Raw genomic sequence first — 12,339 nt, 5'->3', positions numbered from 1 at the left:
GCATCGTAAGATGTCGTTGCTGAAGCAGGTTTCGCCTGATTGGTTCAGTTACGCCCTGAAGTAAGACCTGTAAATCAGTTTAACCGCCGCTGAGGCGATTGATATGGATGGTCAGAAACATCACCTCATCGGTGGTGAGCTGGCAGCCATAGTTTTTATCAACGTAGTGACAGATTTTCTTTGCGCAGGCCCAGGCCTTCGGCATCATTTCGGTAATGCCCTGATAGATACTGTCGTCGCCGTGCGCCACGGTTTTACGATTTAACAGCCGCAGAGCGAAGAATTTCAAATGGGTAACAAAGCGCTGGTAGTCCAGCGACTCTTCATCCCAGGTCAGCTTGAAATCGTACTGCAAAATGCTCAGTACGTCCCTGATAATGGTCGCACTGTCCATGGTGCTCTGCATATCGCTGTTATTTTTGGCATTGGCCAGATGCAGGGCGATAAATCCCGCCTCATCCTGCGGCAGCGTAATACCGAGCGCCTGCTCGATCAGCCCCAGCGATTCAAGCCCGACGGCAAACTCCTCGGCGTAAAAACGTTTGATATCCCACAGCAGGAAGTTCTTAATCGCCAGGCCGTTGCTGTGGCGCTGAATGGCGAAATTAATATGGTCGCTGAGCGCCAGGAACAGCGTGTCCTGCACGGTGATCGCCAGCCGCTGCTGCGCCAGGTTGATAATCCGCTGGGTCACGGCCAGGTTCGCAGGCGGGATCTCCGCCAGCAGCTGCGCAAATACATCCGCCAGTCCCTCGGACTTTTTCACGAACTGGCTTTCAATCTCGCTGGCGTCCACCGTATCCCCGGGCTTTTTACCAAAACCAATACCGCGCCCGATCGCCACCACCTCTTCATGCCTGGCGTTGATCAGCAGGACCGCGTTATTGCTCAGAATCTTATCGACTATCATTGCAGCCATCTTTCACGTGACCTTTTTCATAAAAAAGACAAAAAAAAACCTGATTGCATTGAAGCCATTACGGTTTCAATGCGATCAGGTTTCGCTCAGAGTTATCTGATAACGTCCAGGGGGCTGTTATAACGAATCATCCCGCCAGTCTCAAGCGCCCTCGCCAGGAACTGTGACGATAATCATGAACTGAAGCCCGGACGGGGTTTGCTGATACGGATATCGCGAGGCCCTTCCCCACCGGGATGCTGCCGAGGGGGAAGGCACAGCTTAATCACGGTTCACCGATTGCTACAGGCTCGGAATAAGTATAATCGCTTATCTTCCGTTATCCTTCACAGCTGACATTTCAACAGAGCCAGCCACGGTAAAAGATTATTACCATCCACTCTGTCTACTAAAAACCCTTTTTCATCGATAAGTATTTTCTTCTGTTTTACGGAATTACCGACATTTCCACCGATGGTAATTAGGTATCCCTGTTCCCGATTAACATAAATAACCACGTCACCGTGTGAAGGGTAGAAACTGTCCGTTTTATACGCCAGTTCGGCATTTTCAAAACTGTATTCGCTCGCATATTCGCGGCCCGAGCAAATAATATCACCCGGCGCGGGAATATCCGAATCAGGTGAAACGGCATAGTAAGCGCTTTTAGTCCCGTTTTGCCGGGCCTTCCTTGCCGATTCGATATAATGGCAATGCGCCGAGGAGTAGTTAAACAGATCGCCCGCACCGGCATTTTTAACAACGAAAGAAACAAAGGCTGATGACCATGCCGGATTATAAAACTTCCCGTGTTTATCTTTTGACAGCGTTTTGCCATCTATATTATCTATATTGATGGCTTTCCAGTAGTCGCCAACGCGTTTATAAACAGCAGCATCATATTCTTTCAGCGTTCCCGAGCGGAATTTGGAATATTCGCGATCGCATGCCGACAAAAGTTCTTTGATAAAAACAGTCATACATCCCCCACAGACTAGTGAAAAATGAAACCTCATCTGTTAAAAATTTAATTACTTTTTTAGTTTTTAATAACCAAAAATGAAACGCGTAAACTTTTCGCTTTCCAGAGACAGGCGTTATGAAAGGCGTTGGTATCGGTTTGCCGAAAGCGATAATAACCTGACCGGCCCCCCTTTTCCAACACGTTGCTTTCATTGAAGAAAAACATTAACCCAATGAAATTTATTATGTTTTTCATTGAGCGCAATATTTTAACCCGGCAAAAAAATTTTTACGGTAGATCGCCGATTCAATCAGGGGATATCGCGAATAACAGCCTGAGCCGGGAGCAGGCGTTGCAGGGTATCGCCCACTTCGCCTTTATGCCAACGGGCCAAAACCCTGTCTGCCCTGTTCGTCGCTGAGGTTTATTCGATCGGTGGCAGCGATGTTCTACGTCGCTGCAGCCGTTGAAGCGCGGAAGTCAGTTGCTGCGAGCTGAACGATTATCCGATCAGCTCCCGCGATAGGTGGACCAGCCGCCGGGAGCAATCAGAAACGGCAGATGATAGTGATCGTCCGCCGCAGCCGGAATAATGAAATCAATCTGCGCACAGGGGAAAGGCGTCTCCAGCCCCTTTGCTGCAAACCAGTCGCCGGTTTCCGCCACCAGCCGGTAGCGCCCGGGCGGCAACGGCGCGGGGGCGAAGTCGCCCAGTCGTCCGTTGGCGTTGGTCAGCCCGCTGGCGATAACCTGATCGCCCTGCTCAAGCCGCAGCGCCACGCCCCCGGCAGGTTTACCGGTGGAAATATCCAGAATATGGGTGCTGAGGGTGGTCATTCGCTTATTGCTCCTTCCAGTCGTAACAGGGTAATTTCGCGCAGCGCCTCCAGCGCCGCCTGTACTTCTTCTACATCACTGTTGTTCAAACGCTGCGCCAGCGCGGCCAGGATCTCCTCGCCGCTGCGGCCTTTGGCGCGGATCAGGAACACCCGGCCAAATCGTGCCTCATAGCGGGCATTACCCGCCTTCAGCGCCAGCGCCAGCTGCGAGTCCTGGTCGTTAACGGCTCCCTGCTCCTGCCGCGATAGCGCGGCGTGCGCCTGGCTGCCGGTGGGCTTTTCGCCGATGCGCGGATGGGCGCTCAGCGCCTGATTCAGCTCCGCTTCCCCCCAGCCCTGCGACGCCTGCTGTGCAGCGCCAAGCAGCGATTCGCGGCTGGCGTACGGGCGTGCCGCTACCACGGCTTCGCCCCATGCCGGGATTGCCACGCAAGGCGCAATCAGGGCCAGTGCCTGCGGCGGTGAAAGATGATTAAAGTGACTCAGCGCTGTCATTACTGCTCCTTGCTGCCGCGACCGGCGCGGCGGTTTTCTCTTCGGGGATAATCAGGTTAAGCACAATCGCCACCAGCCCGCCGCTGGTCGCCGCCGAGCCAAACAGGTTGCCGATAATCGGCGGGAAGTGGGCGAGAAACGCCGGAACCGCCTCCACGCCCAGGCCAAAGCCAAATGCCAGACCGACGATCAGCATATCGCGGCGGTTTAACGGCACCTGGGTAATAATGCGGATACCTGCCGCCACCACGCAGCCAAACATCACCATCGTCGCGCCGCCCAGCACCGGCGTGGGGATCTGCCGCAGGATCTCACCAAACGGCGGGAACAGCCCCAGCAAGATCAGAATCACCCCAATATAGCGGCCAACGTAGCGGCTGGCGACGCCGGTCATCTGAATCACACCGTTGTTCTGCGCAAAGGTGGTGTTGGGAAACGCACACAGCATCGCGGCAATCATGCAGCTGATGCCGTCGGCCAGAATGCCGCCCTTCAGGCGAGAGCGGAACGCGCCGTCGTCAATCGACTGTTTCGAGATCAGGCAGTTAGCCGTCAGATCGCCCACCGCTTCAAGAATACACACCAGCGAAACTAAGGCGATCGGCAGGAAAATGGCGCTGTTAAACTGGAAGCCAAACGGGAACAGCGACGGCAGACGGAACCAGGTGTCGCCGATGCCGGTCAGGTGAAAATTCCCGCTCAGCACGGCGGCAACGCAGCCGACGGCGATACCCACCACGACCGAAGAGAGGCGCAGCCAGCGGTTCTTCGCGCAGCTCAGCAGCACGATCGCGCCCAGCGTAACGGCCCCGAGGGCGATATTGCTCATGCTGCCGAACGCCTGCGACTGCTCGCCGCCGCACCAGTTGATCACGCTGACTTTAATCAGGCTGATGCCGATCAGCGCAATCACGCTGCCGGTAATAATCGGAGTGAAGATTTTTTTCAGCGGTTCGATAAAGCGGCTGACAATCACCGGCACCAGCGCGGCAACGAAGTTCACGCCAAACAGCATGGCCATAATATCCTGCGGTCCGCCGCCCTGGCCTTTGACCCAGATGCCACCGGCAATCGCCACGCCGAGAAAGGCAAAGCTGGTGCCCTGCATGCAGATCATCCCCGCCCCGATGCCCCAAACGCGGTTGGACTGAAGAAACGTACCAATGCCGGAGGCCAGCAGCGACATGCTGATCAGATACGGCATCCAGTCGCCCAGCCCGAGCGTGGCACCAATAATCAGCGGCGGAGTGATAATCCCCACCAGCCCGGCCAGCACGTGCTGTAGCGCGCTGAAAAACGCCGGAAGCGGTGGGATCTTCTGCTCAAGTCCGTAAATCAGCGTGTCGTTCTTTTCATCAGCCATGGTTGTTGCATCCCGTTGCGAATAAGCGATATCAGCACATTGCATAAACCAGACCAGAGTCGCTAAAACGGCGCGGATAATTTGTTTTCCGGCCAATTACCAACGCAATTTCAATAAGATAAATTCACCAATAACGTCGTTTTGTCCGCCTGTAAATCACCGCATCTTAATGAAACGTTAGATTCCTGATGACTAGGTAAGAAATTATTGATTCACGATAAAGCAGAGACTGCGATGTATCGCACTAAAAAGAGGCACAACGCCGCCTGCTTACGATAGAAACGCCGCCGCCAGCGCCTTTGCCGACCTGGTACGCAAATTGCTGAACCCCATAACGAAGCCTGAACAGGAGAGAAAAATGAAAGCATTAGTTATCGGTGGCGGCATTGGCGGCCTGAGCGCAGCGGTTGCGCTGGAGAACGCAGGGATCGACTGCGACGTTTACGAAGCGGTAAAAGAGATCAAACCGGTGGGGGCAGCGATTTCCATCTGGCCTAACGGCGTAAAGTGCATGCACCACCTCGGCATGGGCGAGATTATTGAAACCTTTGGCGGACCGCTGCGTTCCATGGCCTATCAGGATCATCTGCGCGGTGAGGTGCTCACCCAGTTCAGCCTGGCCCCGCTGATCTCCCGTACCGGCGGCCGCCCCTGCCCGGTTTCCCGCGCCGAGCTTCAGCGCGAAATGCTGGATTTCTGGGGGCGCGATCGGGTGCAGTTCGGCAAGCGGGTGACCCACACCGAAGAAAACAGCGACAGAGTGACCGTCTGGTTTACCGACGGCACCTCGGCCCACGGCGATTTCCTGATTGCCGCCGACGGCAGCCACTCGGCGCTGCGGCCTTATGTCCTGGGCTACACGCCGGAGCGCCGCTACGCGGGCTACGTCAACTGGAACGGCCTGGTGCAGATCGATGAAGCCATTGCCCCTGCCGAACAGTGGACCTCCTTCGTGGGCGAAGGCAAGCGCGTGTCGCTGATGCCGGTATCCGACGGGCGCTTCTACTTCTTCTTTGACGTGCCGCTCCCGGCAGGGCTGCCGGAGGATCGCACGACGCTGCGCGCCGATCTGAGCCGCTATTTCAGCGGCTGGGCCGCACCGGTACAGACGCTTATCGCGGCGCTCAACCCGGAAACCACCAACCGCATTGAGATCCACGATATCGAGCCGTTTGACCGGCTGGTGCGCGGGAAAGTGGCGCTGCTGGGCGACGCCGGGCACAGCACCACGCCGGATATCGGCCAGGGCGGCTGCGCGGCGATGGAGGATGCGGTGGTGCTCGGTGCCGTTTTCCGCGAGCACCGCGATATCGAATCGGCGCTGCGCGAATATGAAGCGCAGCGCTGCGACCGCGTGCGTGACCTGGTGCTCAAGGCGCGCAAGCGCTGCGACGTCACCCACGGCAAGGATATGGCGCTCACCCAGGCCTGGTATCAGGAACTGAAGGAGGAAACCGGGGAACGCATCATCAACGGCATGTGCGAAACCATTCAGGGCGGGCCGCTGGGCTGACGCCACTCAGGTTACGGCTGTGGGCTGCATCGCCTCCAGCACCGCCGTCAGCTTCTGAATCGCCATCTGCGCCGGGCGCGAAAGCTGGCGCGAAGGGGCGGTACAGAGCGCCAGCGTCAGCGGCCGCAGCAGCGTGCCGCGCAAAGGCACAAACGCCAGCTGGCCGCGCTTCACTTCATCGTGAACGTCCAGCAGGCTCAGCACCGTTACGCCGCTGCCCTTCAGCAGCAGCGATTTGATCAGCCGAATATCATTACAGCTGACGGTGTTTGCCGGTGAAAAATCGTGGTGGCGGTAGAGCATCGCCACCCGCTCGTGAACGATCAGCGGCGCGCCGGGAAGGATATGGCGCTCGCCGCTCAGCTCGCCCAGCGAAATGCGCCCGGAGGATGCCAGCGGATGATCCGCGCGCATCACCATCCCCATCTCCAGCTCGACAAACGCCAGCACGCTCAGCCCCGCCTGCCCTTCAGGATCGAGGATCAGCCCGAAATCGAGATCGGCCTGGCGTATTCGCTGGCTGACCGTATGGCTGTCGGCCACCTGTAACACCAGTTCCAGCCACGGACAGTCGGCGATGATATCGGACAGCGCGGTGGCAAAACTGCCTTCGGCCAGCGCCTGTACCAGCCCGACGTTGACCGTGCCGCGCCGCAGCCCCTGTAGCTCATCAAACTTCTGCCGGGTCAGGCGAAACTCCTTCTGCCAGCGCAGAATATTGTCATACAGCAGCTCCCCCGCCGTGGTCATCCGCAGCCCTTCCGGCAGGCGTTCAAACAGCGGCGTACCCAATTCTTCTTCCGCCTGCAGGATCTGGCGATTAATCGCCGAGGCGGAAATATGCAGCTTTTCCGCCGCCCGGCGCAGGCTGCCGCAGCGTGCCACTTCGGCAAAGTAGAGCGCAAAACGTGAAAACGGACTCATGTGGCACCTGTACTCATTTTTGCAACACCATAGTGAATTAATGCTGATGGATGCGTACACCCTAATATGACAACAATAAACCCACAACAATTAAACAACTACTTTTTGTGAGCAGGAAGGCCAACGATGAACACGCACAAACCCACTCCCCCCGCGCATTGCACCTTCGAGCCGGACGACTGGCTGAAGCTGGCGAAATGCTGGCACCCGGTAGCCCGCGCCTGCGACATCGACGCCGCGCCGGTGAAGGCCACGCTGCTGGACGAACAGCTGGTGATCTATCGCATCAAGGGCAAAGTGGTCGTCGCACGCGACGTCTGCCCGCATCGCGGCGTACCGCTGACGCTGGGTTTTCACGATGAGGAAGGGATTATCTGCCCGTACCACGGCCTGCGCTTCGGCGAAGACGGCCGCTGTAACCGCATTCCGTCCAGCCCGGACCAGCCGGTGCCGGCCAAGCTGAACCTGATGAGCTATGCGGTGGAAGAGCGCTACGGGCTGATCTGGACCTGCCTGGACTTTGATGCTGAAAACCCGCCGCCGCTGCCGACCATGCCGCTCTGGGATGCAGAGGGCTACCAGCAGATCAACTGCCCGGGCTTTGAGGTCAACGGCTTCGCCGGTCGCCAGGTAGAAGGTTTCCTGGACGTTGCCCACTTTGCCTGGGTACACACCGATACCTTTGCCGACGCCGACAACCAGCTGGTGCCGGATTACAAACCGCAGGACACGCCGTTCGGCTTCGTCGCCGACTACTGGAGTTCGGTCAGCAACTACGCGCCGCACTCGGAATACCGTGCGCCGGAAGGCTTCCAGTGGCTGCGGCATTTTGAAATGCACCTGCCGTTTACCGCCACGCTGACCATTCATTTTCCGGGCGATGAGCGGATGGTGATTATGAACGCCGCGTCGCCGGTGTCGGCCAGGGTCACCCGTATGTTTGCGCCGATCGCCCGCAATGTCGATCTGCACGTACCGGTGGAGGACGTGCATGCCTTCAACCTGCGGGTGTTTGAGGAAGACCGGCTGATGGTGGAGACTCAGCGCCCGGAAAGACTGCCGCTGGATCTGACCCTGGAGGCGCATATTCCCGCCGATCGCAGTTCGATTGCCTACCGTCGCGGCCTGAAAAAAATGGGCTTCGGCGAATTTTTCCTCGTCTGACCGGAGGCTGCGATGAATGAGATGCTGGAAGCGAGGGTCGATGGCCTGTGGTGCCAGGGCGACAAAAGTCTGGCCGTCAGCCTGGTCGGCACCGGTGCTGCGCCGCTGCCGGCGTGGCAGCCCGGTGCGCATATCGACCTCCACCTGCCCTGCGGACTGATCCGTCAGTATTCGCTGACCGGCCCCGGTGAGGCGAACCGCTATCTGATCTGCGTGGCGCGTGAAGCCGCATCACGCGGGGGATCGCGCTATATTCACGACACGCTGCGCCCCGGCCAGCGGCTGATGATCTCACCCCCGCGCAACCTGTTTCCCCTGCATCCTGCCGGGCGGGTGCTGCTGCTGGCGGCGGGGATCGGCATCACCCCGCTGTATGCCATGGCGCTGCGGCTGAAGGCGGCAGGCACGCCTTTTGAACTGCACTACTTTGTCAAAAGCCGCCGCAGCGCCGCGTTTATCGCTGAACTGCTGGAAAGCGGCAGTGAGGCGCTGTGTACCGTTCACTGCTCCGACGAAGGCGGCAGCCCGCGCCACCGGCTGGCGCAGGCCATCACGGCTCCACAGGGTGAACAGCATCTTTACGCCTGTGGGCCGCAGGGGTTTATGACTGCAGTGGCGGAAACCGCACGGGCGAAAGGCTGGGTGGCAGATCAGATCCACAGCGAAGCCTTCCAGCCCTTTGCCCCGACGGCTGGCGGATCGCAGGACGGCACGTTTACCGTCAAGCTGGGGTCGACCGGGGAACGCTGGCCGGTTCCGGGAAACAAGAGCATCGCCCAGGTGCTGCTGGAAAACGGCGTGGCCGTGCCGCTCTCCTGCGAGATGGGACTGTGCGGAGCCTGCCTGACGCCGGTGATCGACGGCATTATCGATCACCGCGATACCGTGCAGTCCGAACAGGAAAAAACCGCCCCTACGCAGCATATCGCGCTGTGCTGTTCGCGCAGCCACTCCGGGGAGATTGTTATCGATCTTTGAAAGGGATACCGGTGAGGCATTGCTGCACTCCTTCAATCTGGAAAATCATCGTCTTGCAAAAATCGCCTGACAGCAGCAGAATCGGTTAAAGAATAATCATTTATAAGTGTGGGCGTGATTAATTTACCAGGCTGTGAAGCAATGTAAGGGAGAACAGGACGTGGATGACAAGGACATGAGTTACTTCAAGATGTTTAACTCGTTAAAAACTGATGATTTTATTAGATTTCTCGATAGAAATAACGTTACCACCACATGTGCAGTCTGTACGCACGAGGTCGCCATCGTAGCAGAAACGATGAAAATCGCAGCATCAGATAATTCTGTAGAAACAGCCTTTGCCACTCTTTATAAGCATGAAACGGCTATAAATACGATTCATCCCCAGAATTTTTATTACAAGTTGCACTGTGAAAAATGTGGTTTTATCACCACCTTCACCGCACCGGTAATATTTAACTGGTTACAGCTTGAGCAGTTAAAAGAAGAAAGCAAGGATGATGCGAATGAGCGATAATATCTATCAACTGAACGGTGGAACGCCACGCAGACCGGGAAATTTTCAGGGTGGAGGTAACGGAGGCGATATGGATAATCTGATAAAACGCGTTGAGTTATTAGAAAAAGATACCCATCAGATTCGTGTTGATGTGGCAACGCTCTCTGAGCGATCGAAGAGCTTCGCCACAAAAGAAGATGTACAGTTAATCAGAACCGATATGCAAAAAGAAATCGCCAGCCAGACTAAATGGTTAGCAACCACCATCATCGCGGTGGCTGGCGTCAGCCTTGCCGTGGCGAAGTACCTGTTCGGATAACCCCCAACCGTCTAAGTCTTTCCCCCGCTACTGCGGGTCCCCTTTCGGGATCTCGGCAAAGAACCCGGCAAACAGCGGCTGACGCAGCTGGTGCAGCACTTCCTGCAGAGTATCCAGCGGTGCGGCGGACCAGTCGGCGCGGGCGTCGACGTCGGGGTATTCACGGTCATACCAGATTTTCAATGCGGCCGAATGCATGCCGCGCCTGTCGCCGCCCGCCATCGCTCCGGCGCGCATTGCCGCCAGCAAACGATCGGCAAACGGCAGCTCGCTGCGCAGCTGGTATTCCCGGCGCATCTCCGCCAGCGTTTCCGCATTAAGCAGTAAATTCCCTCCAACCGCGCCGTCGTTCACCGAGAGACTGTCGGCATATACGCCGCACAGCGGGCCGCTCCAGTGCGCCACGCTGCCGCTGCGATCGACGATCATCACCTGCCTGCGCGCCGCTTCCGGGTCTTCCCGCAGCAGCATCGCCAGCGTTTCGGTGGCAGAAAATCCTTCACGTAAGCGCGCAATGCCCTGAATGCCATACAGCGGATTGGTCATCGCCTGGGTGGCAATCGCTCCTACCCGCGCGGCACCGTGGATCACCAGCGAGCCGACCGCCGGGCCTGCCGTGGCCGTGGCCGCACCGAATGCACCGGTACGCGGATCGCGCGCGACGATTGAGAAAGTCATGTCAGCTCCAGTCGCAGGGTCAGACTAAATTTATATGGATAAATTATTGCAATAAACTCTATTTATACGCATAAATAATAATCAGGACAACCGGAATTCACTCCCCGAAGCAGAAGAGGCCACCATGCTGAGTACGCGACGAATCAAGGTTTTAATCAGAAGTGCCCTGCTGCTGTGCCCGCTGCTCGGCTTACCGCAGGCGCAGGCCGCCACGCCCGCCGATGCGCTGCTGATAGGTCAGGTGGCCGAACCGCAGTCGCTCGATCCGCAGGTAGCCACCGCCGCTAACGACTCGCGCATTCTGGTCAATATGTATGACGGACTGGTGCGCAACGGCGAAGGTAAACTGGATATCGAACCGGCGCTGGCCACCCGCTGGGAAATCAGTCCGGACGGACTGACTTACCGTTTTCACCTGCGCGACAACGTGCGCTTCCACGACGGCACGCCGTTTAACGCCGAGGCCGCGAAGTTCACCTTCGATCGTATGATCGATGAGAAGAACCCGTGGCACGATACCGGACCGTTCCCGCTGTCGTTTTTCTTCTCCAGCATCCAGTCCATTGACACCCCGGATGAGCAGACGCTGGTGTTTCACCTGAAAGAGCCCTTCGCGCCGTTCCTCTCCAATCTGGCCACCCCGACCGGACTGATCGTGTCACCCAGCGCGGTGAAAAAATACGGTAAGGATTTTGGTCGCCATCCGGTGGGGACCGGGGCGTTTCAGTTTGGCGAATGGCGGGCCAACCAGCGCGTGGTGGTGACCGCCAATGCGTCTTACTGGGACGGTAAACCGGCGGTCAACACCGTGGTATTCCGGCCGATTACCGACGGCAATACCCGCGTGGCGGAAATGCTTTCGGGCGGGATCGACGCGATGGTGGAAGTGCCGCCGGATACGGTGAAGCTGTTTGCTGAAAAGCGCAAACGCTTCCGTCTGTATGAAACCACCGGGCCGCACGTGTGGTACGTGATGCTGAATGCCCAGGTGCCGCCGTTTAACGACGTCCGCGTGCGCCAGGCGGTGAACTACGCGGTGAACAAACAGTCGCTGGTCGACAATATTCTCCAGGGTTCGGCGGACGTGGCCGACGGCCCGATCCCGGCGGCGTTCAGCTGGGCGGCGAATCCCGACGTGAAGGCGTATCCCTACGATCCGCAGAAGGCGCGCGAGCTGCTGAAAGCGGCGGGAGCGGAAGGTGCAACCCTGACCTTCTACGTCACCGAAGGAGGATCGGGAATGCTCGACCCGGTGCCGATGGCCACCGCCATTCAGGCCGATCTGAAAGCGGTCGGGCTGAACGTGAAAATTGAAACTTATGAATGGAACACCTATTTGTCGAAGGTCAACGCCGGACTGACGCCGCAGACCCATATGGCGGAAATGGCGTGGATGACCAACGACCCGGATACCCTGCCGTTTTTAACCCTGCGCACGGAAGCATGGCCGAAAAAAGGCGGCTTTAACTCGGGCTACTACAGCAATCCTCAGGTAGATGCGCTGCTGGAAAAAGCCCGTCTGACCACCGATAACGCCGAGCGCGGACAGCTTTACCGCCAGGTGCAGCAGATCGTGCATAACGATGCGCCGTGGCTGTTTGTCGCCAACTGGAAGCAGAATGCCGTGACCTCCACGCGCATTAACCATTTTTCCCTGCAACCGAACTTTAACCTGTTACTCAACCGGGTGACCAAACAGTAACGC

At 57.6% G+C, this 12,339-nt stretch carries 14 protein-coding genes; 7 read left to right on the top strand and 7 right to left on the bottom strand.

The genetic code is table 11. The features are described 5' to 3' along the window. Positions 1-79: 79 nt before the first annotated feature. Together licT and IBT46_RS13320 are read right to left on the bottom strand one after the other, a co-directional pair. Positions 80-910, bottom strand: coding sequence for a BglG family transcription antiterminator LicT (gene licT / locus IBT46_RS13325; protein WP_200546090.1), 831 nt, complete (start codon positions 908-910; stop codon positions 80-82). A 335-nt stretch (positions 911-1,245) separates the two neighbouring features. Further along, the gene (locus IBT46_RS13320; RefSeq protein ID WP_200546062.1) at positions 1,246-1,878 is read right to left on the bottom strand and encodes a DUF2272 domain-containing protein; all 633 of its coding nucleotides are present in this window, start codon (positions 1,876-1,878) and stop codon (positions 1,246-1,248) included. Positions 1,879-2,094: 216 nt separating this feature from the next. On the opposite strand from IBT46_RS13320, the gene IBT46_RS13315 reads away from it, so the two are divergent. Continuing rightward, entirely contained in the window at positions 2,095-2,283 is a 189-nt protein-coding gene (locus tag IBT46_RS13315) for a hypothetical protein (protein ID WP_200546061.1), read from the top strand. An 89-nt stretch (positions 2,284-2,372) separates the two neighbouring features. Here IBT46_RS13315 and uraH read toward each other — a convergent pair whose 3' ends face one another. From uraH to IBT46_RS13300, 3 genes are read right to left on the bottom strand one after another with little or no spacing between them, the layout of a single operon-like run. Further along, positions 2,373-2,699 carry a hydroxyisourate hydrolase gene (gene uraH / locus IBT46_RS13310; RefSeq protein WP_105591495.1) on the bottom strand — a complete coding sequence of 109 codons (327 nt, stop codon included), beginning with the start codon at positions 2,697-2,699 and terminating at the stop codon, positions 2,373-2,375. Further along, positions 2,696-3,196, bottom strand: a complete 501-nt coding sequence (gene uraD, locus IBT46_RS13305) for a 2-oxo-4-hydroxy-4-carboxy-5-ureidoimidazoline decarboxylase (protein ID WP_200546060.1) — start codon at positions 3,194-3,196, stop codon at positions 2,696-2,698. The genes uraH and uraD overlap by 4 nt, the downstream gene beginning before the upstream one ends. Further along, a complete protein-coding gene (locus IBT46_RS13300) occupies positions 3,174-4,559 on the bottom strand; it encodes a nucleobase:cation symporter-2 family protein (protein WP_200546059.1) in 1,386 nt (461 codons plus the stop codon). Before IBT46_RS13300 ends, uraD begins: the two co-directional genes overlap by 23 nt. A gap of 358 nt (positions 4,560-4,917) precedes the next feature. Between IBT46_RS13300 and hpxO the strand changes: the two genes are divergently transcribed. Continuing rightward, positions 4,918-6,072, top strand: coding sequence for an FAD-dependent urate hydroxylase HpxO (gene hpxO, locus IBT46_RS13295; RefSeq protein WP_200546058.1), 1,155 nt, complete (start codon positions 4,918-4,920; stop codon positions 6,070-6,072). Positions 6,073-6,078: 6 nt separating this feature from the next. Here hpxO and hpxR read toward each other — a convergent pair whose 3' ends face one another. Further along, positions 6,079-6,996, bottom strand: coding sequence for a LysR family hpxDE operon transcriptional regulator HpxR (gene hpxR, locus IBT46_RS13290; protein ID WP_200546057.1), 918 nt, complete (start codon positions 6,994-6,996; stop codon positions 6,079-6,081). 126 nt (positions 6,997-7,122) lie between these two features. Here hpxR and hpxD point away from each other — a divergent pair, with 126 nt between their 5' ends. From hpxD to IBT46_RS13270, 4 genes are all read left to right on the top strand, one after another. Beyond that, positions 7,123-8,160, top strand: coding sequence for a molybdenum cofactor-independent xanthine hydroxylase subunit HpxD (gene hpxD, locus IBT46_RS13285; protein ID WP_200546056.1), 1,038 nt, complete (start codon positions 7,123-7,125; stop codon positions 8,158-8,160). 12 nt (positions 8,161-8,172) lie between these two features. After that, positions 8,173-9,138 carry a PDR/VanB family oxidoreductase gene (locus IBT46_RS13280; protein ID WP_200546055.1) on the top strand — a complete coding sequence of 322 codons (966 nt, stop codon included), beginning with the start codon at positions 8,173-8,175 and terminating at the stop codon, positions 9,136-9,138. 160 nt (positions 9,139-9,298) lie between these two features. Beyond that, positions 9,299-9,655 (top strand): hypothetical protein, encoded by a 357-nt coding sequence (locus IBT46_RS13275; RefSeq protein ID WP_200546054.1) that lies wholly within the window; start codon positions 9,299-9,301, stop codon positions 9,653-9,655. Next, the gene (locus tag IBT46_RS13270) at positions 9,645-9,956 is read left to right on the top strand and encodes a hypothetical protein (protein ID WP_105591487.1); all 312 of its coding nucleotides are present in this window, start codon (positions 9,645-9,647) and stop codon (positions 9,954-9,956) included. Before IBT46_RS13275 ends, IBT46_RS13270 begins: the two co-directional genes overlap by 11 nt. A gap of 27 nt (positions 9,957-9,983) precedes the next feature. Here the strand turns inward: IBT46_RS13270 and IBT46_RS13265 are convergent, their stop codons facing one another. Further along, a complete protein-coding gene (locus IBT46_RS13265; RefSeq protein WP_200546053.1) occupies positions 9,984-10,634 on the bottom strand; it encodes a DUF1028 domain-containing protein in 651 nt (216 codons plus the stop codon). Between the two features lie 124 nt (positions 10,635-10,758). Here IBT46_RS13265 and IBT46_RS13260 point away from each other — a divergent pair, with 124 nt between their 5' ends. After that, positions 10,759-12,336 carry an ABC transporter substrate-binding protein gene (locus tag IBT46_RS13260; protein WP_200546052.1) on the top strand — a complete coding sequence of 526 codons (1,578 nt, stop codon included), beginning with the start codon at positions 10,759-10,761 and terminating at the stop codon, positions 12,334-12,336. The last annotated feature ends 3 nt before the right edge of the window (positions 12,337-12,339 follow it).

It is taken from the genome of Erwinia sp. S38, from assembly GCF_016624545.1.
Lineage (GTDB): Bacteria > Pseudomonadota > Gammaproteobacteria > Enterobacterales > Enterobacteriaceae > Erwinia > Erwinia coffeiphila.
This window is presented reverse-complemented; position numbering and strand designations above follow the sequence as displayed.